The sequence below is a fragment of the Lactobacillus sp. ESL0703 genome (assembly GCF_029433435.1).
Taxonomy (GTDB): domain Bacteria; phylum Bacillota; class Bacilli; order Lactobacillales; family Lactobacillaceae; genus Lactobacillus.
Genome location: NZ_JAQTIB010000002.1, coordinates 73934 through 99491, shown reverse-complemented (window position 1 = coordinate 99491; position 25558 = coordinate 73934). Strand labels below are relative to the sequence as shown.

General features: G+C 38.2%; 22 protein-coding genes and 1 tRNA gene. 6 read left to right on the top strand and 17 right to left on the bottom strand.

The window, feature by feature from the left end; translation table 11 throughout:
* Nucleotides 1-3: 3 nt before the first annotated feature.
* Nucleotides 4-1293 carry an adenylosuccinate synthase gene (locus PT278_RS03010; protein ID WP_277130144.1) on the bottom strand — a complete coding sequence of 430 codons (1290 nt, stop codon included), beginning with the start codon at nt 1291-1293 and terminating at the stop codon, nt 4-6.
* Nucleotides 1294-1488: 195 nt separating this feature from the next.
* Here PT278_RS03010 and PT278_RS03005 point away from each other — a divergent pair, with 195 nt between their 5' ends.
* Entirely contained in the window at nt 1489-2481 is a 993-nt protein-coding gene (locus tag PT278_RS03005) for a GMP reductase (RefSeq protein ID WP_277130143.1), read from the top strand.
* A gap of 157 nt (nt 2482-2638) precedes the next feature.
* Nucleotides 2639-2712: transfer RNA gene (locus PT278_RS03000), tRNA-Arg, on the top strand.
* 110 nt (nt 2713-2822) lie between these two features.
* Here PT278_RS03000 and PT278_RS02995 read toward each other — a convergent pair.
* Both PT278_RS02995 and PT278_RS02990 read right to left on the bottom strand, forming a co-directional pair.
* A complete protein-coding gene (locus tag PT278_RS02995; RefSeq protein WP_277130140.1) occupies nt 2823-3560 on the bottom strand; it encodes a YdcF family protein in 738 nt (245 codons plus the stop codon).
* Nucleotides 3561-3764: 204 nt separating this feature from the next.
* Entirely contained in the window at nt 3765-4031 is a 267-nt protein-coding gene (locus PT278_RS02990) for a hypothetical protein (RefSeq protein ID WP_277130136.1), read from the bottom strand.
* A gap of 98 nt (nt 4032-4129) precedes the next feature.
* Here PT278_RS02990 and PT278_RS02985 point away from each other — a divergent pair, with 98 nt between their 5' ends.
* The 3 genes from PT278_RS02985 to PT278_RS02975 all read left to right on the top strand — a co-directional run bounded on the left by PT278_RS02985 (nt 4130) and on the right by PT278_RS02975 (nt 7786).
* Entirely contained in the window at nt 4130-5062 is a 933-nt protein-coding gene (locus tag PT278_RS02985; protein ID WP_277130133.1) for a LacI family DNA-binding transcriptional regulator, read from the top strand.
* Nucleotides 5063-5230: 168 nt separating this feature from the next.
* Entirely contained in the window at nt 5231-6502 is a 1272-nt protein-coding gene (locus PT278_RS02980; RefSeq protein ID WP_277130130.1) for an SLAP domain-containing protein, read from the top strand.
* A gap of 927 nt (nt 6503-7429) precedes the next feature.
* A complete protein-coding gene (locus PT278_RS02975; RefSeq protein WP_277130127.1) occupies nt 7430-7786 on the top strand; it encodes a hypothetical protein in 357 nt (118 codons plus the stop codon).
* A 76-nt stretch (nt 7787-7862) separates the two neighbouring features.
* On the opposite strand, the gene PT278_RS02970 is transcribed toward PT278_RS02975, so the two are convergent.
* The 8 genes from PT278_RS02970 to PT278_RS02935 form a co-directional block, all read right to left on the bottom strand.
* Nucleotides 7863-8498: a hypothetical protein gene (locus PT278_RS02970; protein WP_277130125.1), complete on the bottom strand. Its 636-nt coding sequence runs from the start codon at nt 8496-8498 to the stop codon at nt 7863-7865.
* Nucleotides 8499-8598: 100 nt separating this feature from the next.
* The gene (locus tag PT278_RS02965; RefSeq protein WP_277130123.1) at nt 8599-8880 is read right to left on the bottom strand and encodes a bacteriocin immunity protein; all 282 of its coding nucleotides are present in this window, start codon (nt 8878-8880) and stop codon (nt 8599-8601) included.
* A gap of 129 nt (nt 8881-9009) precedes the next feature.
* Nucleotides 9010-10401 carry an APC family permease gene (locus tag PT278_RS02960; protein ID WP_277130121.1) on the bottom strand — a complete coding sequence of 464 codons (1392 nt, stop codon included), beginning with the start codon at nt 10399-10401 and terminating at the stop codon, nt 9010-9012.
* A gap of 220 nt (nt 10402-10621) precedes the next feature.
* The gene (locus PT278_RS02955; protein ID WP_277130119.1) at nt 10622-11647 is read right to left on the bottom strand and encodes a branched-chain amino acid aminotransferase; all 1026 of its coding nucleotides are present in this window, start codon (nt 11645-11647) and stop codon (nt 10622-10624) included.
* Between the two features lie 183 nt (nt 11648-11830).
* The gene (locus tag PT278_RS02950; protein ID WP_277130117.1) at nt 11831-13939 is read right to left on the bottom strand and encodes an ATP-dependent Clp protease ATP-binding subunit; all 2109 of its coding nucleotides are present in this window, start codon (nt 13937-13939) and stop codon (nt 11831-11833) included.
* A 200-nt stretch (nt 13940-14139) separates the two neighbouring features.
* Nucleotides 14140-16680 carry an AAA family ATPase gene (locus tag PT278_RS02945; protein WP_277130115.1) on the bottom strand — a complete coding sequence of 847 codons (2541 nt, stop codon included), beginning with the start codon at nt 16678-16680 and terminating at the stop codon, nt 14140-14142.
* An 11-nt stretch (nt 16681-16691) separates the two neighbouring features.
* Nucleotides 16692-17540, bottom strand: coding sequence for an alpha/beta hydrolase (locus PT278_RS02940; RefSeq protein ID WP_277130112.1), 849 nt, complete (start codon nt 17538-17540; stop codon nt 16692-16694).
* Entirely contained in the window at nt 17527-18840 is a 1314-nt protein-coding gene (locus PT278_RS02935; protein ID WP_277130695.1) for a PTS sugar transporter subunit IIC, read from the bottom strand. Before PT278_RS02935 ends, PT278_RS02940 begins: the two co-directional genes overlap by 14 nt.
* 149 nt (nt 18841-18989) lie before the next feature.
* Here PT278_RS02935 and PT278_RS02930 point away from each other — a divergent pair, with 149 nt between their 5' ends.
* Complete coding sequence (locus PT278_RS02930) at nt 18990-19232, top strand: hypothetical protein (RefSeq protein ID WP_277130110.1); 243 nt, start codon at nt 18990-18992, stop codon at nt 19230-19232.
* A gap of 44 nt (nt 19233-19276) precedes the next feature.
* Here PT278_RS02930 and PT278_RS02925 read toward each other — a convergent pair whose 3' ends face one another.
* From PT278_RS02925 to dltA, 6 genes are all read right to left on the bottom strand, one after another.
* On the bottom strand, nt 19277-20029 hold the full coding sequence (locus PT278_RS02925) for a DUF975 family protein (RefSeq protein ID WP_277130108.1): 753 nt from the start codon (nt 20027-20029) through the stop codon (nt 19277-19279).
* A gap of 238 nt (nt 20030-20267) precedes the next feature.
* A complete protein-coding gene (locus tag PT278_RS02920) occupies nt 20268-21242 on the bottom strand; it encodes a serine hydrolase domain-containing protein (protein ID WP_277130106.1) in 975 nt (324 codons plus the stop codon).
* Nucleotides 21242-22549, bottom strand: a complete 1308-nt coding sequence (dltD, locus tag PT278_RS02915) for a D-alanyl-lipoteichoic acid biosynthesis protein DltD (protein WP_277130104.1) — start codon at nt 22547-22549, stop codon at nt 21242-21244. Before dltD ends, PT278_RS02920 begins: the two co-directional genes overlap by 1 nt.
* Nucleotides 22542-22781, bottom strand: a complete 240-nt coding sequence (gene dltC / locus PT278_RS02910; RefSeq protein WP_277130103.1) for a D-alanine--poly(phosphoribitol) ligase subunit DltC — start codon at nt 22779-22781, stop codon at nt 22542-22544. The genes dltD and dltC overlap by 8 nt, the downstream gene beginning before the upstream one ends.
* 28 nt (nt 22782-22809) lie before the next feature.
* Nucleotides 22810-24042: a D-alanyl-lipoteichoic acid biosynthesis protein DltB gene (gene dltB, locus PT278_RS02905; protein ID WP_277130100.1), complete on the bottom strand. Its 1233-nt coding sequence runs from the start codon at nt 24040-24042 to the stop codon at nt 22810-22812.
* On the bottom strand, nt 24042-25556 hold the full coding sequence (dltA, locus tag PT278_RS02900; protein ID WP_277130097.1) for a D-alanine--poly(phosphoribitol) ligase subunit DltA: 1515 nt from the start codon (nt 25554-25556) through the stop codon (nt 24042-24044). Before dltA ends, dltB begins: the two co-directional genes overlap by 1 nt.
* Nucleotides 25557-25558 lie beyond the last annotated feature (2 nt).

The window sequence follows — 25558 nt, the reverse complement described above, 5'->3', positions numbered from 1 at the left end:
CATTTATATTTCCCATGGATTTTGCAAAATAATTGTTTGTTCACGATCGGGACCAACAGAAACCGTCACTAACGGAATACCCACAATTTCCTCAATCCGCTTCAAGAATTTTTGTGCGTTTTCTGGCAAATCTGACCAAGTCTTCGCCTTAGTAATATCCTCCTGCCAAGCCGGTAATTCTTCATAAACTGGCTTGCAGCGGTAAAGTTCCTTGAGACTGGCTGGGTAATAATCGATCTTCTTGCCGTCTAATTCATAAGCAGTGGCAATTTTAACGGTGTCAAACCCACTGAAAATATCAAGCAAGTTCAGACTTAAAGCGTTAATCCCAGAAACACGCTTAGCATGACGCAAAGCAACAGAGTCGAACCAGCCAACACGCCGCGGCCGACCAGTAACTGTGCCGTATTCATGAGCAGTATCACGAATGCGGTCACCAGTTGCATCAAGCAATTCCGTTGGAAATGGTCCAGCACCAACTCGTGTAGTATAGGCCTTGCAGACACCAATCACCGTGTGCAGCCGGTTAGCACCCATCCCGATGCCACTAGCAAGCCCGCCGGAAATCGTATTAGATGAAGTGACAAATGGATAAGTTCCCTCATCAATGTCGAGCATTACACCCTGAGCACCTTCAAAAAGCACCTTTTCCTGATTATCAAGTGCATCGTTAACCAAGACTGATGTATCAGTAACGTACTTTTTGATCTTTTGACCATATTCGTAATATTTAGTAAAAATGTCTTCGAATTTAAGAGCTGGCTTACCATAAACCTTGGTAAACAGAGTATTCTTTTCTGCTAAATTGGCGCGCAATTTTTCTTCAAAGGTATCTTTTTCGAGTAAATCACACACACGAATTCCAATTCTAGAAGCCTTATCCATGTAAGTTGGGCCTATTCCGTTCTTGGTGGTACCAATCTTATTGGCACCCTTAACCTCTTCTTGATATTCATCTTGCTTGATATTGTACGGCATGATGATGTGGGCCCGGTTGGAAATCCGTAATTTGCTGGTATCAATCCCATTTTTTTCCAAATTATCTAATTCTTCTAACAGAACTTCGGGATTAATTACCGTACCGTTACCAATTACAGCAGCCTTGTCTGCCGCAAAAATACCGGATGGAATTAGCCGCATCTTGAATGTTTGACCATCAATTTCAATCGTATGACCAGCATTATTGCCACCATTTGAGCGGACTGCATACGCAGCTTCTTTACTCAAAAAATCCGTAATTTTGCCTTTACCTTCGTCGCCCCATTGACTACCAACAACTGCCACTGCTGTCATTTTGTTCACCTCATAAAAAATATACAAATATCACAAAAATTATTCTAACAATTTATACGCTATCAGTCAAATTTAAATACGAATTATTTTTACTGATTTAAATTTAATAGTTCGATTTTTATGTTGACAAATTTCAATAAATTGATTATAGTTACTCTCGTTCAGACAGATAATGAATTAGGAGTCGATTGAATTATGAGCAACTACTTTAGCATGGAAGCCTTTGACTATGATGACATTCAGCTTGTACCTAACAAGGGAATTATTAAAAGCCGTCACGACGCTGACACCAGCGTTAAGTTCGGAAACCGAACATTTAAGATACCAGTCGTTCCCGCTAACATGGAAAGCGTAATTAATGAAAAAATGGCTATTTGGCTTGCTAAAAATGGCTATTACTATGTCATGCACCGCTTTCAGCCTGAGAAAAGACTGGATTTCATCAAAATGATGCATGAACAAGGACTTTTTGCCTCAATTTCTGTTGGCATTAAAGATAGTGAGTATGCTTTTATCGATTTACTCGTTAAAGAAAATGTTATTCCCGAATACATCACAATTGATGTTGCTCATGGGCACTCCATATATGTCATCAAGATGATTAAGTACATTAAAGATAAAATGCCGGATGCTTTTTTGACAGCTGGTAATATTGCCACTCCTGAAGCTGTTCGCGAATTAGAAAATGCCGGCGCCGATGCAACCAAAGTCGGTGTTGGTCCCGGCCGTGCATGTATCACTAAGCTTAAAACCGGCTTTGGTACTGGCGGCTGGCAATTGGCAGCTCTGAGAATGTGCAGTAAAGTTGCCAGCAAGCCGATTATTGCCGATGGTGGTATTCGTCATAATGGCGACATTGCTAAATCTGTTCGCTTCGGGGCAAGTATGGTAATGATTGGGTCAATGCTAGCCGGCCACCAAGAGTCTCCAGGCAATGTTATTAAAATTAATGACAAGACCTACAAACAATATTGGGGATCAGCTTCGGAAGTTCAAAAAGGAGCCTACCGCAACGTTGAAGGCAAGCAAATGCTGGTACCATTCCGCGGTTCAATTGCCGATACCTTAACCGAGATGCAGGAAGATTTGCAATCTGCAATTTCTTATGCCGGCGGCAAAACGCTCAATTCTATCAAGTTAGTTGACTACGTAATTGTTAAAAGTTCGATCTTAAGTGGTGACAAATAGTCGATCAATCAACTTTCTAAGTGAAACAACAATTTAAAGTAGCAATAGACTACTATTTCCGATAAAATGGTAGTTGTCTCAGCACTGTTAGGTAGTCAGTGCTGAGATTTTTTATTTCCCAATAATGACATATCTATGCTATACTTAGGAAGTTGTCGCGCCCTTAGCGCAACTGGATAGAGTGTCTGACTACGAATCAGAAGGTTGAAGGTTCAAATCCTTCAGGGCGCATAAAATATAATTCAATTAAAAAAGCTAGAAGTTACGACGTTTTACGTAATTTCTAGCTTTTTTGTTGCTCTATATATTTCTCTTGATGTGATTCAAAGCACCAATTTTACCTATCTTATTAAATTTGGATACAGCCATAGACCATTTATTCGTAAAACATCGCGATACATCACTATCTGCTCTTCTTTACTAGAATGGTTTACTAGTTCAGGAACATCTAAAGTTCCAACAAGATCAATCATTTTTATTTTATCTTCGGTATTAATTATTCTATCTGCAATCATAAACAAGATTTGCGCTCTGCGAAGATGGCTAACCGAACTAATCAACGTTACCTTTTTGCTAAAAGATATTTTACGAGCTCGTTGCACCGAAAATAAGGCATTTTCAATCGTATTAATTGATTTGTTTTCCTTAAAAATTCGCTCAGGAGCTATGCCCCGATTAATTAACCATTTCTCCATCATGTCGGCTTCCGTTCGATAATTTTCGGGAATACCGCCTGAAACAATAATATCAGAATATGGATTTTTAATTAGCAATTGTAATGCTAACTCCAGCCGTTGTTGCAATATTATGGGAATACTGCCATCTTTTTGCAAATCATAACCAAGTAAGACAAATAGATGCCCCTTCTCATAATTTTTAATTTCAGTAGTTACTTTTTTCTGCCTTATTTTTTCTAAATTAACAAAGTCTTGTATAAACTTTTCTGTGCGCTTTTTATCTAAAGACGTTAATTTGTTAAGAAGATCAGCAGAAAAGTCGCCTGTAACTAGTCCTAAATAGACATAACAGATCATCAATGTATTATAATTATTCGCTGCTTTTTGCGTGATATTTTGCAATAATCCTAGCGATTGTTCAAGTTTATTATTAGTAATTAAAGTTGCGGCAAGATCAAGTTGATAATCTATTTTGCAATAATCCTAGCGATTGTTCAAGTTTATTATTAGTAATTAAAGTTGCGGCAAGATCAAGTTGATAATATATTTTGCAATAATCCTAGCGATTGTTCAAGTTTATTATTAGTAATTAAAGTTGCGGCAAGATCAAGTTGATAATCTATTTTGCAATAATCCTAGCGATTGTTCAAGTTTATTATTAGTAATTAAAGTTGCGGCAAGATCAAGTTGATAATCTATATTAGTAGGATCAAGTCGACACAATTCTTTAAAAATTGCTTCTAAAGTATCTTGATCGCCATTGATACTTACACCCTTGAAGAAAGTTTTTTCATTTTTCTCTAGTGCATTACCGTGTAAATAACAGTCTTTTGCCTCCGCAAGGAGTTTATCTATCTGTTTTTCCGTATTCATTCGAAAACTGATTTCTTTCTATTTAATAAATTCTTTTGACCTGGTATCGATCCCATATAGTATTATTTAGTTAAAATCACAAAATAAAAGGAAAAGTAATGACAACCATTAAAGAAATAGCCGAATTATCTGGATGCTATGTTTCAACAGTATCCCGGGTACTTAATCATCATCCCTATGTCTCTTTAGATAAACGACAAAAAATTCAAGCCGTGATTCAAAAAACGGGTTATCATCCTAATCGAATAGCTCAAGATCTAAACAAGAAAAAAACAAACAGTTTAGGTGTGATTGTTCCCTATCTTGATGAACCCTATTTTGAAAAAGTAACAGCCGGAATTTGTCGAGATGCTATCAAGCATAATTACAAAATATCCATCTTGCCAACTTACTACGATCGTAAAATCGAAATGAATTATTTCGAAGAATTTGCTTCAAAATTGTATGATGGCCTAATTGTTACTTCCAAAGCTAATGAGATGAGCGATATCTTGCCTTACATTAGGTATGGCTCCGTGATTTTTTGCGAAAAAATTGATTTTAATAATATTTCTTGTATCTACATTGATCGCAGCCACGCTTTCAAAAAATTATTTAAATATTTTACTCAAAAAGGACTTAGACATCTTGGTCTAACTAGTGCACAAAATCAACACAAGAGCAGTTCTACTAAGCTATTATTTCAAATCGCCAAACAAGATTTTCCAGCCTTCAAATTAAGCCATGTTTTTGAAAATTGCGCGACCTACCAAGACGGCATTAATGCCGGAAAATATTTTATGAATTTTCCGGAAATTGATGGTATCTTTGCCAATGGTGATGAAATTGATGCTGGAATTATTCACGCTTATCAAAAGGAAGGACTTCAACCACCTTTAGTTGTTGGTCAAGACAATACCCTCATTAGTAAAATTATGAATTTTCCTTCAATTGATACTTATCCAGAAAAATATGGTGAAGAAATATTTCAACATTTTATTAAGAAAAATCCTGAGCATATTAACATTGATGCTAAATTCGTTAAACGTTAAATTTGCATATTAATATTATAAATTATGAAACCAATCCCAAAGCAAATACTTTTTTATTTTTAATAATGATCGCATACCAAATATAAATATATATTTATAATAATTAATTTTCATATATTAAATATTTGTATTACAATTATCTTTATTAATTACTTTGAGGTTAAATATATGAAATTAAGTAAAAAAATTATTGTTGGTTCGCTTGCTGGTATCCTTGCCTTAGGTACTGGAATACCTTTGTCTAACCAGAACATTTCCCCCGTAGCTGCAGCTACGACTACAAATACTAATACGCTAAAATTAGCCCATGGAGCCTATGTTTATAATAAAAAGGGTCAGCGTCTTGCTAAATACCGTGGCAGCCAAGCTAAAACCTACCTACGCAAAAACGCTAACGTTAAGTATGCTGGAACTATCCAACCTATTGAAAAAGACAGCAAACAATACTACTTACTAAATGATGACAACTACAATCAATCGTGGTTGCCCTATAAAAAAATTAAAGGTAAATATTATTACAACATTGGTCACGGTGGTTACATCAATGCAGCTAATGTCAATGAAATTAACGGGCAACCGCTTTATGTAGCAAGTACTACCGTTACAATTCACGATAAAAATAAATACGATAACTTTCCTAAAAAAGGACTATATGTTGGATCAGGATCTGATCGTATTCTTATTAAAACAGGTCAAAAAATTACAGTTGATCGTACTAGTACAATTCCTACCGGAAATTCAACATCAGTTGCTTATCGAATAGCTGGTACGACTGATACCTTTGTTATTACAAAATTTGTTAAAAATAAGCCTAGACAAAAGTTAGCTATTTACACCATCGATACTTATGTCGGCTTAAAACAAAATAGTAATGCCTATAGTATTTCATCGATCCTTAAACCGAAAATTACTAATAAAAACGTTATACTTGCCAAAAATGAAAATCTTCCCGTAATTAGAAAAATTTATGTTTGGGTACCTAAGGACAATAAAGCTGAATTATTTTATCGCTTAAATTATTACTCTCCTGAAGAATCTATTAATTACGAAAATGCAATTCAAAATCAACTGTTTTATGTTAAAGCAGCTGATGCGATTTACTTATCAGGTCCACAATTAACACCAGCCAATACTCCGGAAGAAGCTCAAGCAGACGCTAAAATTGCAACAGCAGCTGACAAACAAGATCTACAAAAATTAATTGATCAAGAAAAAACAATTACAGCTAGTTCTAACTACAAAAATGAAGACTACGTAAATACCTATAAAGCTCAATATGATGAAGCTTTAAAACAGGCTAAAGCTGTCAATTCTTCGACTTCAGTAAGCATTAGTGAGGTTAAAGAAGCTGTTTGGTATTTAACTACGCAACAGCAGGCTTTATTAAATGCTACAAAACCTGTCAATGGACGTGTTGAAGGTACCATGCCCGTCAACTAAATTTTTGTTTTGCCAAATTAAGTATACTTAACTTACTAAAGTGATATGTTCTGTACGTTCACATCACGTGCCGCAAGTTTGGTCACTTGCAACATATAATAGCGATCCTAATAGGATCGCTTTTTTGTTTTGAAATTTTATACAAAAACAGCCCAAGAAAATCTTGAGCTGCTTTGCTGTTTTACTTGAGCAATTTATCAAGTATGACAATAATGTCACTTAATATCTGCTCTGTCTTAGTTAAGACAAGGTAAAACATGATGAATGTTAACATATCCTGCACGATAATCACCTCCTTAAGAGAAGCTGACTAGACTTCTCAGGATGCGCGCAAGGCGTGCAGTATCATTTTACCAAAATTTATTTTCGTGGTACACTTATTTTAGATGAATGTTGCATCGTCCTGTACGAAGCAATGCGTGCATGCAAGTTTGACCACTTGCAAGGCGCCTGGAGCAGTCTTTATAGACTGCTTTTTTTGTATTCTGATTTTTTCATCATTAATAAGATAAAAATGTAGGTATAACGATAAGTACTTACTTAATATTACTAAATACAAAACAACACAAAAATAGAAGCCCAATAGACTTCTATTTTTCACTTCAACCACATCTATCTAGCTACTATAACTTTTGCAATCTAAATAAAGGCTTAAGCTAAAATAATAATTATTTTATAGTTTTTACGTTTAAACATTTTAATCCAAAGCTTTGATTTAACAAATAAGTGCGATAACTTTTTAAATAAATGTGAGTATCCCAGTTTTCTATATCCTTTGATACTGTGTAGTTTTATTTTTTAATAAGAATGGTAAGATATAGTTTTTATACTATTTGTATTTACTTTATTGGAATTATCAATTGCTAAGCTAGCAGCACCCATTAAAAATAATATTAATATCATATAAACTATCTTGGAGAAATATTTATGAACAGTTCTATTTTTTATATATTATTAATTATCGGGGTAACAATTTCTGTATATCGAAAACACATGCCTGATAATAATTATATAAAATATGCAGAATATTTAACTTATGCGTTATTAACCATACTTCTTATTACTCAATTTATATTTATAATATTTTTTGATAAACCTTTTCTGCTTAACAATAGTTTATATGATGTCATCTTGGCCATAATCCTACTAATATTAGCATGCGTATTTAAGCTTACTAATACTAAAAATAAGTATTCTAAACTTTTACATGAATTATCTAATCAATTTATTATAGTTGCGGTTATGCTGCTACTTGATGGCAATGCCGTACCGTTACTTAACTAAAACTGTTTAATTCTTAGGGCTAATTGTATACTTACAACACAAAAAAAGTGAGTAAAAATAATTACTCACCCTTTATTTAATTTGCTAATAAGTTACTCGGATATTTACCAATTAGAAGTACTGGTGTTTCAGATAAATCATCATGCTTTAAAAACTGTTTTAATTGCTTAATTGAAGTATCAGCTATTTGCTTATTCTTGCCAGTTAATCCACTAGCCAGTGTCTGGACTTGCTCTAATAAAGCTGACGTAGGCTTATTATTGTCTTTAGCATCCATTGCACTTAGTTCAGCATTAATTAGCGGCTGCAAATCCTTATTAGATAAATTTTTATTATAAATTCCGTTTATATAAGTTGTATAACCCTTGTATTTACCATTCTTGGAAACCAAATCAACTGATATTCCGTTTTTAACCTTTGTTAATTTTTTTACTTTAAACAATGTATGTTGATTTAGAATTTTTTCAAGTACCTTTCTAGTATAAGGCTTGCCACCTTTAGCTGCCGTATTTTTATAAAGTGCGCCCTTATTGCTATTCGGTAATTCAAAAACATACCCAGCCTTAGCTAATTTTTTAGTCCAAGCTTTACTAGATAAACTACTATTCGATACTAACTGTGCCGATACTTGGCTTTTACTTGTTAGATTAGCAACTGATAAGGTAGTCGTCATTAACAATGCAGTCAATATTAGTTTAAATGCTTTTTTCATTTTGGTACCCTCACTCAAAAATATTTATAGATATATAATACCACTTATTTTGAAAGCGATTACTAAAATGATGAGATCATCTATCAACATTAACAATCCCCTAATGAAAAATCCGTGTAATACCGATGCCTAATTGATGATCGCTCAATTCTGGTGCCAATAATTCCCGATACAATTTACGGTCGGCTGGTGATAATTGCTGCTTAATAGCAAGCGGCGTTAAACTACTCTTCATACTAGCAGCAATACTAGGTAAATATTCTTGTCTTTCTAACCGTTTTTTAGCAAGTGAAATAATCTCATATTCATCCATGCTCAAATTACTAGCCAAACTAGAATTAACTTTAGCCAATAAGTCAGCTGCTGCTTTTTTAGTACTCATGATTAAACCACAGCTTTCATTCACACAAAAAATCCAATTCGTTATTTTCACAATATTATACAACGAAAATAATTAACTGGATTTACGTATTAAAAAAGAATTGAGCATCCACTCAATTCTAAGAAATATTTATTGCTGACGTGGCCGTGAAATCAAATACATCATCAGCGGCAAAATACAAAAGCCAAAAATCATGGCAACGATCGCCAGCCAATTAATACCAATCACGCGGCTATTAACTACGATTCCAAATTGCTCGCGCCAATTATACTCGGCTAATAAAAAGATGACCAATAACACCGCAATCACCGGAATAATTAGATCAGTCCACACATTTTTATTGGCAGCCAAAATCTGCTCCTTGCTTTTACCATAATAAAACCGAATAACAGATAGCGGCACAACTGTAAATTCCAAAAAGCGGACAATTGCGCTCAACGTAATCAAATTTGTCATATTGTACTGAAAAGCCAAAGGAATTAAAACTGCCAACACAGCAGAAATAGAATACGTTCTGACGGGAAAGTTCCTTTTAGTCCGCTGCGTTAACTTTGGCGAAACCTGATGTTCCCGTGCCATTGCTTCCAAAATTCGCGGTGTGCTAAAGCTATAGGCAAAGTTGAGTCCCAACATCGAAATCAATGCACCTACCAAGATTATATCGCACAAAATTTCATTATTAAAAATTGCCGCTAAGGCTATCACTTGGTTAGTCTTAATCAGCGCGGTAGGATTTAATTTCAAAGCAACTGTCAAGACGCCAATATAAACTACGGCAACTGCCAAGATTGCTAACGGAATTGCCCGCGGAAGATTTTTTTCAGGATTCTCCATGTCTTCTGCACCAGAAGCAACAGATTCAAAGCCAGTAAAGGCATAAAATGCGGAAACCACCGCCATGACCATGCCGCTTGTTGTCAAAGTTGGAATTACAGTACGACCATGAACAGTAACTTGATCCACAGCACTTAACCGGTGCGACACCCCTGTTACCAATAATACAACAACACCCGCAGCAATTATTAGGACCAGCGTTAACAATTTACCAATTGTTGCCAAATTCATTACCCGCTTAATGATTTTTTGGCCAAATAAGTTAACAATCGTCACTAATAGTAATAAGGCCAGCAATCCTAACGTAACATTACCTACATTGTTGGGGTCTCCACCACAAATCGAAATCGTAGATTTAGTAATTCCAACAGAGGCTACACCCCAAACAGCACTTGTCGCAAAATAACACGTCGTGCCAATATAGAAGCCGAACTTAGGACCAAACGCGGCCTTTGAGTACGCATAGGATGCCCCAGCCTTATTAACATATTTAGCTGCCGCCGCAAATGACATTGCCAAAACTGTGGCAACTAAAGCTGCCGCAAGGTAAACCAATAGAGTTTTACTTCCAGCCTGCTTAACTACACTTCCAGGTGTTAAAAAAATTCCGGAGCCAATCATCATATTAATTGCAAGAAAAACCATGGCACTAAAGCCTAATTTATCGCCTGCTTTTTTATTTTTCATTTCTAACCCATCTTCCATACGTGGTTTGTAAAATTAAATAGCTATACTATTATATGAAATAATTGTGACAAACTCCATATTGTATATTGTCAAATAGCTAAGGCAGGTCTAAATCTCCCCAATAAAAAGCACCTCAAGCTTTTAGCTTGAGGTACTTGAAAATCAAATTATTCAAAAAGGGCACGGAAACTTCCGTGCCCTTTTATTAATTATCAAATCTTTAATCGATTGTTTGTACCCAGCCTTCAGGACCAGTCTTATCACCATATTGAATAGCAATCAGTTCATTGTACAACTTGGTCGTAACTGGGCCAGTCTTGTCTTCACTGTAAATGACGTGCTTTTGATCGTTATAGGTAATCGAACCAACCGGCGAAATTACAGCTGCCGTGCCCATTGCACCAGCTTCTTTCATGTTAAAGGCTTCTTCCAAAGTAATTTGCCGTTCAACAGGATTCAAGCCTTGACGTTTAGCAACTTCAAGCAGCGATTTTTTAGTAATAGAAATCAAAATTGATTCAGATTTTGGTGTTACAAACTGACCTTCTTGAGTAATACCGAAGAAGTTGGCACCACCGAACTCATCAACATACTTGTGTTCACGTGGGTCAAGATACAAGCAATCAGCAAAGCCTTCCTTATGTGCCTCAACTGATGGCAGCAGGCTGCTGGCATAATTACCTGATGTCTTAGCTTGACCGGTACCAGCATAAGCAGCACGATCGTATGGACTAACTTTATAAGCTGCTGGATTCAAGCCCTTAATATATGCACCTACTGGTGTTGCAAAAATCCGCAAAGTATATTCTGTTGCTGCTGCAACTCCCAAAGCCTGCGAAGTTCCAATCATAAATGGCCGAACATAAAGTGTTGCACCACTATCATATGGTGGAACGTATTCTTTATTAGCCAAAACAACTTGCTTAACAGCCTCAACGAACTTGTCTTCGGGATAAGGAGGCATTGCTAACCGTTCAGCTGACAAAGCAAACCGATGGGCATTTTGGTCTGGACGAAAGAGATTAATTTTGCCATCTTTTCTCCGATAAGCCTTTAGTCCTTCAAAAATTTCCTGACCATAGTGCAAGACTTCTGCACCTTCAGAAAGGGTCACAGTCGAATCTTCAACTAACTTACCTTCTTGCCATTCACCATCTTTATACTTAGCTTCATAGCGATATGGCAGATCGCGATATTCAAAGCCGAGATTATTCCAATCAAGATCTTCTATCTTTTGTTTCATCAAAGTGCCTCCAATTTTTTAATCCTTGGGATAGATATGAAAACTCAAACCAAATTATTTTCATAATTATTTAATTGTTACCTAATTTAAACCATAAAGATACAGATGTCAATAGTAGATCGAAGCTTTACTACATATATACTAAAAAAACGTCACTTCCAAAAAAGTGACGTTTTCCACATTAAATTATTTCTCTTCTTTTTCGACTTTTTCAGCTTCGGCTTCTACTTTAGGATTAATATCCAATATTGCCTCGCCGTTCAAGTATACGTGCTGATCATCAGCAGTAAACTTAACTTCCTTGGTGTCCGGTTCCTTCATCAATAATTTGGCAATTGGTGTTTCCAAATCCTGTTCAACTACCCGACGCAATGGCCGTGCACCGAACTTCTTGTCATAGCCCTTCTCTGCAAGATAAGCTTTCGTTTCATGTGAAACATCAACCGTGATTTTTCTCTTAGCAAGAACCTTGTCCATCTTCTTGAGGTAAATGTCGATAATCTTAGTCATATCTTCTTCACTAAGAGAGTTAAATGGCACAATTGCATCAAGCCGGTTCAAAAATTCTGGTCTAAAGTAGGCTTCTAATGCCTTAATCATCTTATCATGGTCAACCTTGCCGTCTTTAAGCAGATTATCGGAGAAGCCAGCATTAGAAGTCATAATCAAGATTGTATCCTTAAAGGAAACCGTTCTTCCTTGTGCATCCGTTAAGCGACCATCGTCCATAATCTGCAAAAGTGCGTTAAAGACTTGTGGATTAGCCTTTTCGATTTCATCAAACAAAATCAAACTGTATGGTTGATGGCGAACTTTTTCAGTTAATTGACCGCCTTCACCATAACCAACATAACCCGGAGCAGAACCGATCAGCTTATTAACTGCCATTTGATCTTGATATTCTGACATATCAAGTCTAATTAAGTGATTTTCACCACCAAACAACTGAATTGCTAGTTGTTTAGCTAATTCTGTCTTACCGACACCAGTTGGTCCAGTCAGTAAGAACGAACCAGTCGGACGATCATTATCCTTAAATACTTGCTTACGTGCAATCGCATCAGTAATAATATCAATGGCATTATCTTGGTCGATGACGGCTTTCTTCAGGCGTTTAGCTAAGTCAAGATTATGTTGACCCTCACTTGCATGCAATTCGCTCATCGGAATCTTGGTTCTTGCTTCAATTAAAGCATAGATATCTTGATCCGTAACCCTTGGAGTTGCAACATCATGAACGTGATCCTTTTTATCGGTCAATTCTTGAATTTGCTTCTTCAAATCACTAGCCTTAGCGTAATCTTCCTTTTCAGCGGCCTCTTTCTTTTCGTGTTCAAGGCGCTCAATCCGCTCCTGCAGACTAGCTTCATCTTCTGGAACTGTATCTAAGCCCTTCTTAGCACCAGCTTCATCCATTAAGTCGATTGCCTTATCTGGCAAATGCCGACCTTGAATATAACGCTGCGACAATTCAACAGCTAGGCGCAAAGCACTGTCATCATACTTAACATGGTGATAATCTTCATACTTCTTCTTTAAGCCTTCCAAAATTTTAACGGTCACATCAGCCGACGGTTCTGGTACCTGTACTGGTTGGAACCGGCGTGCCAAAGCCGCATCATTTTCAATTCTACGGTATTCACCGGTGGTTGTGGCTCCAATTAAGTTCAAGTCGCCACTTGCCAAAGCTGGCTTTAAGATGTTTGCGGCATCCCCGCTATTGTTTTCGGAGTCAGTTGAACCAGCACCAACAATGTTGTGCAGTTCATCAATGAACAAGATAATATTTGGATCCTTCTTAGCTTGATCGATGACCTTCTTCAAGCGCTCTTCAAAGCTGCCCCGCAGGCTAGAGCCGGCAACCATATCATTAATGTTAACATCAATAATATGCTTATCCTTCATCTTGTCCGGAACATCGCCGCTCGCAATCTTTTGGGCCAGACCTTCAACAATCGCTGTCTTACCAACACCAGCAGGACCGACCAATACCGGATTATTCTTTTTCCGCCGGCTTAAAATTTCAATTACTTCTTTAATCTGCTCATCACGACCAATTACTGGATCGTATTTATGTTCCTTAGCTTGTTCAACCAAGTCAACGCCAATTGGCTTCTCCTGCTTTTGTTCTGGACCTGCTGCCTGTCCCTGACCGTTTAAATTCTGTGGTGACAGATTCATGTTGCCTGAATAATGGATCGGAATTGAACCACTATTTGAATCATTCAGATTACCAAAGAAAGAATCATTTAATTCGTTAAATAACTTATCAAAATCATTATCAAAGTATGCCATTTATTAACACCCCTTATTGTAGTTTTCAATCTTAATTAGCACTCTAAACATTCGAGTGCTAATTTCTTTACATCCCAAAGTATAACAGGTTATCCACAAATAGCAAATTATTTAGCTCACTTTTTCCACAAATCACTAAATTCCTTAATCTTTACTTTGCTAAAACAAAAAAATGCTGATAAACCAGCATTTTTTATAGCTTAATTATTTTTATTTTGATACAAAGCATAATGCTTACGCAAATATTTGGCAGTCAGACTGGTCCCTGTTTGAGAAATATCCACAGGTCGGCCGCTAATAACAATCTTGCCTCCTTGCTGACCGCCACGAGGTCCCATGTCAATCATATAATCACTATTCGCAATCACATCTAGGTCATGTGTAATTGTAATAATTGTTGCCTGTTGGGCTAACAATTTTTGCAAAATATTTAATAGCGTCCGCACATCATACGGATGCAAACCCACAGTTGGTTCATCAAAGACAAATAAGCTGCCCTTTTGCTTGCGGTGTAAGTGACTAGTTAATTTAAGCCGCTGCGCCTCACCACCAGACAAGGCTGGGGTTGACTCACCTAAATGCAGGTAACCTAGACCCATATCATGTAAAGTGGTGACTGTTTGTTCAATCGCCGGCACTTCCGCAAACAATCCGTCTTTGAGCGCATCATCAACCGAAAGTGCTAGAACATCCGCAATACTCAAGCCCTGCCATTTAACCTGTAAGACCTTGGAATTATACCGACGCCCACCACAGACAGAACAAGTTTCGACCATATCGGGTAAATACTGAATATCAAGTGCAATTACCCCCGTACCACCACAAGCTGGACACGCGCCTTCTTTATTATTGTAAGAAAAATGCGTCACCTTGTAATTCAACTTTTTTGCCAATGGCTGCTTAGCGAATAATTTGCGTAAATTCGTCATGATGTCGGTATAGGTCGCAACCGTCGACCGCTGATTTTTACCAACCGGGGCAGAATCGACGCTAACCACATTGGTAATACCACTAGCTGACAGGTCTTTAACCCAAGCTGGTATCGCCTCATGGTTTTTTTGCGCCTTAAGTGCCGGTAACAGTGAATCAAGAATCATTGTTGTCTTGCCGGCACCAGAAAAGCCGGTAATTGAAGTCAGCCGCCCCACCGGAATCTGTGCGTGAACGTCATGCAAATTAAACCGGTCAGTAACCGTAAACGTAATCTTGCCTTTGGCAAACAAGGTGGCTGCTCGAGCCTGTGGTCTAACTTCTAAAGGTGCATTTCCCGTTAAGTAAGGACCAATATGCGAATTTTCATCCTGCTTAATCTGCTCCGGCGTACCCTGAGCAATAATCTGGCCGCCCTGACTACCAGAACCTGGACCAATTTCAACAATCCAATCAGCAGCATTAATAATTGAAGTTTCATGGTCAACAACTACTAGAGAATTGCCCTGATTAACCAATTCGTGAAAAACATCGATCAAACCCGCCACATTATCAGGATGCAGACCAACCGACGGTTCATCTAAAACATACAGTACTCCCGTTGTTTCCGTTCTTAACGTTCGGCCTAACTGAATTCGCTGCAATTCGCCCGTTGATAAGGTACTGGCCTGCCGCGACAAACTTAAATAGTCCAGCCCCAATTTTAACAGTGGTCTAACCTGATGCAGCAATTCACCAGTTAAGTTCTTTGCCAATTCCTGCATATCTTCTGGCAATTCAGCCAAAATTTCCTGCATATAGCCACTTAGCTGACCTAAAGTTAATTGTTCTGCCGCCACAATATTTTTACCAGCAACTAGTTGTGTCCAGCGGCTGGGATCAATCCGCGAGCCGTGACATCGTGGACAGGTACTAAAGCGATAAAAAGCATTAATCCGCTCTAAGCCGCGTTCTGACTTAGTTGTTTTGCGCGAATTCGCAACAGCATTATAGGCATTCTCATACAAAGCATCCAAGTGGTACACTCGTCCAGTCGAAGTCGGAACATCAATTGGAATTTTACGTTCCTCGCCATGTAGGACAATTTCCTTTTCTTCAGTAGTTAATTCTCGATATGGAATATCTGTTCGAACACCAAGTTCACGCGCAATCCGCCACATCCAATTACGTCCCGGAATTTGCCATGTCGCCACAGCGCCTTGTTCTAGCGATAAATTTTCATCAGCGATAATCTTACTGTCATCAATCTGTTCAACCGTTCCTAGCCCCTGACATTGCTTACAGGCACCATCTGAGTTAAAGGCGAAGTCTTCGGCGCTAAAAGCATAAAATTTAACGCCGCAAGTTGGACAGATTATCTGGCCCATCTCTTCTCCAGTTAAGTCCATCGCCTGGGCAATTTTAATTGTTGGTGCCACTCGGTGCCCATTAGGGCAGACTGGTGAGCCCAGCCGTGAAAAAATCAGCCGTAAAATATTAAAAATTTCGGTTACCGTCCCAACAGTTGACCGCACGCCTGGAACTGTTGGCCGCTGTCTTAACGCCAAAGCTGACGGAATATGCTTTACTTCATCAACAGCAGCTCGTCCCACTTGGCTAATCCGGCGTCTGGTATAGGTTGCAAGGGAATCAAGATAGCGTCTTGCACCCTCAGAATACAAAATTCCCATTGCCAAACTTGATTTTCCCGACCCACTAAGGCCCGAAATTGCGACGAACTGATGCAACGGAATATTGACATCAATATTCTTCAAATTGTTCACGCGTCCTCCACGCACCTCAATTTGAGTTGGCTGCTGTTGGTACTTCATATCATTCTCCTTTACTTATTTGGTCTTGGCTGGCGTTCTGTCTTTAACAAATATTGTCTAATTAGTTGAACAACCTGCTTATTCTGGGGCAAATCCGAATGGTCAGCTTCTTTACCCGTAACCGTCATTGCCGTATAAGATTTAACCTGATTTTGAAAAATAAACTTGGCGGCCGCAACACTCGATTCAGGGACAATCCCGTCAGACTCATAATTTTTGCCGCCGGATAATGAATATACCCGCAAGTTCTTAGGTAATTTTGACCGACTCTTAATAAAATCAGCCAGCATTTGTGTATGATTATCGATATTGTTTTCCGTAAAATTATACGGCGTTCCCAAAGTCATTAAGCAGCTCATCTTTGTCTCACCGGAATAATCAGCATAATAATGTTCTAACCAATACGTCCAGATTAACCCACCATTAGAATGACCAAACGCCTTAAAATTGTTGAACTTATAATTGCTCATTAGCGAGTCAAAGGCAATGTCCAGCCACTTTGTTTGCTTTTTAATATTAGCGTAACCGTCCTTGTTATTATCAAAACCAATGATAATGAACGGCTCCAGGTCATTTTTATTAATTGAACCGCTGTAAGACAATTTTCCTTGACGTGAAACATTAACTTTTAAGACACTATGACGATGCAGCGTTGTTTTATTTAATTGATCAATCAACTGGTTAAACCGTTCGGTCGTCGCACTTGATCCTGGCACCATAATAACCGGTGACAATAACGACTTACTCCGCTCGGCGCGGGCATTGTTGGACTTTTTCATCCAGCTATATCCTGGAATCGCCAGTAAAATTAAGATGACTACCAATAAAAATAACCATTTAAGATTCTTATTTTTGCGCATTAATCGCACCTTCCTGCTCAAGATTTAGCTGTCGCTCGATTTTTTCACCAATCTTAATTACCGGAAGCAGTAAACAGACATCCAATATAAATAAAATTATTGGAAAAATTAACGCGACCCAATCACCGTTGGTTCCAAAAAACGGAATCAAAATCCCTGGTGTGCCCTTCAAGATTGGATAAACGCACACCGGCAAAATATGAAGGCTGATTGCACCGGCAGCAAGCAGCATATTAATCAGCGGCAATAGTAATTCCGGCAAAATAAATAACGGATTTAGAATCAGCGGCATGCCGATGGCAAAACCCAATGTGGAGCTAAAGGCTGCTGGCAACAAACTAAACAAGGCCAGTGTCTCAATCTCACGATTTTTCCGTCTAAGAAGAATGACCACAATAATTGCCAGCACAATACTGGCACCACCCATCGCCCCATAGCTATTAATCAGTGAGCTGCCCAAGAACTTATACGGCACATTCCATGAATTACCATGATGAAGCGCGTAGGTCAGATTCTCTGCCGTATAAGCATTATTAATCGTCCCCGAAATCGAACGCAGCGGATAGCCAATGCCCAGCCAGCTTAACAGCGTAATTACTACCGATAGCAGCATGACCTCAGCCAAATTATTAGTTGTTTGCACCCGGCTGATAAGTTCATTAAAGCTAGCAGAATTTAACGTTTTTAGCTGCAGTTCATAAATAATGACACCAAAAACAATACCTAACATCAATGACACAGCCATTGGCAGCATACTTATCCATGCCCGGTGCCGAATTCCCGCGGTATTTTCACTTTTAACAGACAAACACTGTCTACCTAAAAGATGAAACACTTGGCCCACACAATAGCCAACAATTAGCGCAATAAAAACACCGTCCACTTGCAATAAGCCAGTCGTAAACGGCATGCGATTATCTCGCCCGCTGCTTGAAGCATACGAGCAAAACAAAATAACTAACACGGCTGCTAGTCCAGACATTGTTGAATCACGATGATAAATTTGCGCCGTATAACGGGCCATAAAATAAGCGGCATAAACCCCAAAGACGCCAAAAGTTATCTGCACCATGCCGCGAGTTACAAAAGATCCGGCATACCATAAATGATCTGTTAAAATTTTATCCAAGCCAAAAATATTGTAAATTAATCCATTCGGCGAAAACACAAGATCAAACAGCAGTTGAAAATATGAACCCAAAACAGCAATCGGCATTAACATTACCAACGTTTTTTGTGCTGCTTGGAAAAAGGAACGCTCCCGCAGCCATGCCACAATTTTTGCAGAAAAATCAATCATCATTTACGCCTTTACTTTTATACTAACCAGAATAAACTAGCACTTAAATATCTATCCATTCTAAGTTTACCAGCTTCAGCCAATATGTGGTTTTTTAACAGTTAATTTTAAAAAATGCTATAATAAACGTGATTGTGAAAGGTGAAAAAATGAGTAAAAAGAGAATTGAGTTAAACGAAAAAACAGAAAAATTGGTAGAAAAATATCTTGATATTAACGAATCTGATATTAATGAATTGACCAATAAGGCGCTGGAGTCTTTTCTTGTTAATCATCTTAGTGCCAGCCAAGTTAAGGAAGCTTTACAAGAAATCGACGGCGTCAGCGGAGCAAGTACTAAATATTCTGAACACTTATTCCAAAATAGCATCGACGACTTAAACAGATTTTAAAAATTGAATAACTAAAAAGCAGGAGTTTACCTCCTGCTTTTTTATTATTTAAATTGATTACCCGCCAAATTACGGTAAAATTCTGCCCTAGTTGTTTGAACATACGGCGTCAACACTAACAAGCCAAGGCTAACACATAAGCCAACTGTTACTGTACTAGCAAAAATTTGAAAAAGTCCTGTTGCCTTAACCAAGAAAGAAAAACCAACACCTAGCAAAATTCCTATTCCACAAAGAAGCACATACCAGCCCACAAAACTTAAATCAAGAACAAATAATTCCCACTTATGCCCTGCCATCAAACGTTTGCTAGCAGTAACACCAGTAGTAAAGCCAACATGTTGACCGCTATCCACCATGTCCTTAACAATATACGGCGTCATCGCGTAAGAATAGCTCTTAATTAGACCGGGGATAATCAGCAATAAGCCCCACAAAAGTTCAAAAATATTTTGCAGCAGATAATTCAAGAATTCTGGGATAAAAAGATTATCATAAAAGGCTGAGAAAGCTGACTTAACAGCATTTTCCCTACGACCATCACATAAATTTAAAAAAGTTACGGCATAACTTAATGCAAAAAAGCCAATAAAAATTGATAAACAGATTTCTAGCAGCCAGTGCATTTGAAACTTATAATCCAGTCCCGCAAGATTACCCCGCACAGCAAATTGCATATAACTGGGACTAGAAACAATTACGTTAATCAATGAGATAATCAAGACTACGGCAACTGCCCAGCGCCAATTACCATGCAATTTCTTTTTTGCCTCTGCTTTTAATTCTGCTCTGGTCATAATTGTGCTCCTTTTATTAATATAAGCACATTATACACTATTCATTAGCAAGACGGCAGAATTAATTTTAGGTATCAAAAAAGCCTAGTTCCACCAACATTAGAACTAAGCTCACACAGTTTTGTGTCGCTATTACTGACCACATATAGAAGTTAGCATTTTCGCTACCGGAGAAAATGAATACTTTCCTATAACGACACAACAAGATTTTAGCATGCAATCTGGCAAAAGACAAGGTTTAACCTGTTATATTTTCACTACCAGACTTCAAACCAATCAACTGTGCCATGATTTGATTGATTTCTGCTTTCAAAATGGCAAACTGACCACTATTAGTTCGGTTAGACTGAATAATCATCATCGTTTTGCCATTATCGGTGCTGCGCACAAAGGTATAATAGCCCTCACCAGCACCATTAGCAGTTTTAAGATTGTACTTAACGTTATTATACAGCCCGCCATTATAATATACTGGCGGTCCAGCCGCATACAACTGTTTCCGACTCTTGTTTGTTAAAATGTTCCCAGCCAAAATATAATGCATTACTTTAGCAATATCTTCGTTTGACATTACAACAGACCCAGCACCGAGTTCATTACGGGCATCACGCAAAGCTGTTTTGTGTTTAACCACAAGGTAGCGCCCATCGCGATAAACCATCCCTGGTACCAAACCACTAGTAATAATTTTTTCTGACTTCGACCACAAGAATGCCGTATGCTTTAACTGCAGCGGCTTAATGTAGCTTTCCCGGAACAATTGCTCATAACTTTTGCCAGTAATCTGCGTCATAATACCGCATAAATAAATATAGTTAAGCGAGCTATAATGCCATTTACCTAACATATTTGCGGTAAACATTGTTTTAGCAGCATCATGATTGATATTACTGTTATCAGAAACAAAATGTTTTTGTCCCAGCTTGGCCCCAGGCTGCAGGTCAAGACCAGCCGTCATTGACAGCAGATTTTTGATTGTTATCTTTTTGGCTCCCGGAATTTCCGGATAAAACTTACTAAGATGATCGTGTAAACTTAAGTTACCCTTTTGCACCTCGTGCATTACCATTGCCGCGGTCATCGACTTTTGGACAGAATTAATTAAATAACTAGTGTCAGTCGTGTTTTCTGTAGCATAGTCCAGCAAAGTTTTACCATTTTTAATTACTAAAACAGAGCCTTTTATTCCCAGAGCATCAATTTTCTGGCGCACTAATTGTCTTTTAAACTTTCCTTCTGACTTGTATCTAGAGGCGTTCTATTCGTTACACTAATCGCATATGGCTTGTTTTGCCATTTTTTGGTGTAAAAATAGTTATGAATATTATAGTTATAAGGCAAGTTAGCTTTCGCCATGAACGGCTGAACTGCTTGATCGACTGCAACCCAGCCGCGCCAGCCAAGGTGAATCGTATCTTCCATAAAGTACTTTTGCCCGCCGCGTTTTGATAAATCTTCAACATTAGCAAAGCCCTGACTGGCAAGTTGGTACTCAATCTTCGACACTGACTTCTGGTACATCTTTTGCGATAGACCAGTATAGCTTGACCACTTATGATTAATTGGCGGTATGATAAACAACACGTTGGTATGTTGTTTAGCAAACTGCTGCAGCATCAATTCGAAATCGCTGTATTCAGCTGATTTAGTATAATCAAATTTACGTTGACTGTTCTTCAGCTTACGCAAATTCTTCTTATCTAAACGTGCTCTAAAGAAGCTGTTATTAATCCCAAACGGATTGGAATTGGTATGTGCTGCTGCTTGCTCATCAGCAACTCGTTCAAGCCCAGCAACTGAATATTGGTCAGGCAACAATTTAGCACGTTCGTTAATTTTTTGGATGCGATCACGCAGTTGGAATGTACTGAAGAACTTGTCTTCCGTATTTAACATGCGCCGTTGATTTTCCAAAATAAACCGCTGGGTTCCACTTAATTGCTGACCTTGAGCAACCTTACGCATCCCCGACTTAATTTCGCCTTTTACTTCCGGCATCTGCAAAAATCGTTTAGCCGCATACCGATTGGCAACGGTATTTTTCTTTACTCCCAATAAGAAATTGCAAGCTTGCAGCGGTGAATAATATAAGGTAAACGCATTTGGGTCTTGACCCTTTTTCGTAAACCATTGCGGCGAGATAATCACCACCGCCTTCTTATTCTTTAATTGCTCCGCTGTTCCCTGCATCCCTAAAAATTGGGCCAAAGATTGACTACCAGGTCCACCAAGTAGGAACGGCCGGTAATTACGGTGATACTTTTCAGCTAAAACACTTGGGTGCAGCGGGTCCATTCGTGACAATTCACTTGAACCGTAAAACGGCACATAACCCTCATCAAAGGCATTTTGCTTCATTCGCGAGCCTTTAAAAATGGTTGTCGTCTGTGAATTAGCTGCCTGATAAATCGAACCTTTTGAAAAAGTCCGTTCCCATGGCAGTAACAAAATCACCAAAAGCAAGATTATAGCGCAGAGAACCGGGCCAAAAATCTGCCACAGTCGGCGTTTGTTATTCATTTTCTAAATTTTCCACCTTTGCCACAATCTTAGCTGGTGTATCCCATTCAGTTCTATCAAATTCTGAAACAGGAACATCAATATCAAACTTTTCTTGCAGACTGAGTAGCATTTGTACGCTGGCCATTGAATCCATCAAGCCATTAGAAAAAATGTCTTCGTCCATTCTATCTGACAAATCTTCACCAGTTAAATCTTGTAAAATTGCTAAAACTTCTTTTGTAGTATCCATTTTTATACCCCTTAAACAAAACTATCCGTTACTTCCAGCCAAACCATAATTGACTAAGAAAGCCGGAGAAAATCAAGAAACTAAAACAAACAACGTTAAATGTTAGAAAAATTGCAAACCATTTTGTAAATTTATTCGACGGAATTTGTCCTTTATGTTTCTTTTTAAATCTAATCCAATAATCGTTAATAATAATTGCCGTTGCGTGGAATGCACCATAAACGATGTAATACCACGTTAAGCCGTGCCAAAAGCCCATAATTAAGAATAATAGGAAGTATGACACTTGTGACAGTCTAATACGATTTTTAAACAGCTTCTTCTTCATTGCAAAGAAGGTAAACCGCATATAAATGTAATCACGGAACCAAAACGACAGCGTCATGTGCCAGCGATTCCAGAATTCCTTGATATTTTGCGAAATAAACGGCTTATTAAAGTTCATTGGTGTATGAATTCCCATAAAGTAGGAAATCGCTACAGCAAACAATGAGTACCCGGCAAAGTCGAAGAACAAATACATACTGTAGCAGTACATATAAGCAACAAGCCACCAGGAAAGCTTTAACCCACCAGCAGCATTACCGGCAATTAACGCCGATTTACTGATAATCGGCAGCCAATACGTCCCGAAAAACCAGCCTAAAACAAACTTGTAAAGAAATCCTTGGAACAAATAGCGGACAGCATGTGCTAAATCATCGACATATTGCTCACGCTTTGGTGCAATATCACATTCTTTAGCAAACCTGCGGTAACGATCAATTGGTCCTGACGAAATCGTCGGGAAGAACAATAGAAAACGCAGGTATGTCCCGAGTTTTACATCTTTAATTGCACCATCACGAATTTCCATAATGACTTGCACGGTCTTAAAGGTAATGTAAGAAATCCCTAAGAACGCAAGCACACCCGGAATTTTAGCCTTTGGAAACGCCGTTTGGATTTTCACTAGTGCTAGTGGAACAATTGCTAGAATTACTGCTAGATAAAAGACCCACGTCTTATTTTTACCAACCTTACGATAATGCAAATAACCGTAGGTCAGCAGCAATTCAAATGCAAGATAGATTAGCAGGCTAACACCTTGTTGCCACTTAGTACCATCAAAAATCAGGAACAGAAAAACTAACGAGAAAATAACCTCATAAGTCTTCAGTCGGTGACCATAATACAAGCTGATAATCATCGGTAATAAACCAATAATCAAATAAATAAAGTACTGCGGATTCCCATAAGGCTGTAAGTTAATGAAGTTCACTACTCATTAACCTCCTTAATTACAGCTTTAATGTCTACCTTACCGTTTTGTGAAACTGGCAATTTTTCCCGGTAAACAAAACGTTGGGGAATCATATATGGCATTAAGCCAGCAGCTAAATCATCTCTAATTGCCTTGGTAATTTCTGCTTCTGAATATTGCTCTTTAACGCCATCTTTTAACTCGATTTCGGCAACAATCTGCTTAACCGTGTGATCCTTATTGTATTTTGGTGCAGCAACACCGTGGTCAACGAACTTATTTTTACCAAGATAGTGGTTAATTTCTTCAAGCTCAATTCTGTAGCCGTTAAACTTAATTTGAAAATCAATTCGGCCACGGTAAAACAGCATGTCCCCATCAAAGAAACCTTCATCTCCAGAACGGTGACTCATGTACTTATCAGCAGGATCCTTGAAGAAACCCTTAGCCGTTTTTTCAGGATTATTCATATATCCCTTGGAAACACTCGGCCCTTCGATGACAATTTCGCCTTCATCCGGTTCATCGCCCTTAGACTTATCAATCGTAATCCGCGTATCTTCCTTAACCTTACCAATTGGCAAGCGATCATACTTAGCCAGCACATCGTCAGTAATTTCAACTTGCGTAACGGCAACTGTTGCTTCAGTTGGACCATAAGTGTTGAAAATTTTACTATTCGGAAATTTCTGACGCAGCATTGCTACTTCAGTATGTGGCAATTCCTCGCCGCAAAATAGGAAGTGCGTTAAATCTGGATGGTGCGCGCCATCAAATGTCTTGTCTAAGAAACACATTTGCGCAAACGAAGGAGTTGATACCCAAACGTTAAATTGCAACTTAGGCATTGTCACAAATAATTGGGCAAAGTTTTGGGTTACATCATGCGGCAAAACAACCAGTTTACCTGCACCAACAAGTGCTGGATACAGACTCATGACAGAAAGATCAAATGAGTATGGTGCTTGAACCAAAAAGCTTGGATGTTCAGGCAACGCAAAGTCATTCATTTCCCAATTAACAAAGCTCAACAAGTTATCATGACTAATTTGAACTCCCTTTGGTTTACCACTAGTTCCAGAAGTAAAGATAATGTAGAAATTATCATCACCTTCAACAAAGTTAGCCGGATCAACAGCAAACTCGCCATCTTCAACATCGCTTGGATGAATAACTTGTAATTGAGCTAGATCAATTGTCGGCAAATCATCAATTGCCAAGACAACTTGTGCTTCTGATACTTCCTGAATCATCACTAATCGTTCCGCATTAGAATAACTGGCAATTGGAATATAAGCATGTCCTGACTTAACACAGCCTAAAAAGCTGGCAACCATTTCAAATGTTTGTCCACCCCAGATCATAATTGGACTATGTTCTGGGATATTCAAGCTCGCAATTTTGTGCGCCCACGCATTGGAGCGCCGCATCAGATCGCCATAGGTATTAGTTTGACCGAGATAATCGTAAGCAATCCGGTCTGGATCAGCTGCTGCAATCTCGTCAATTTTCTTAATTATGTCTTTAATCATAT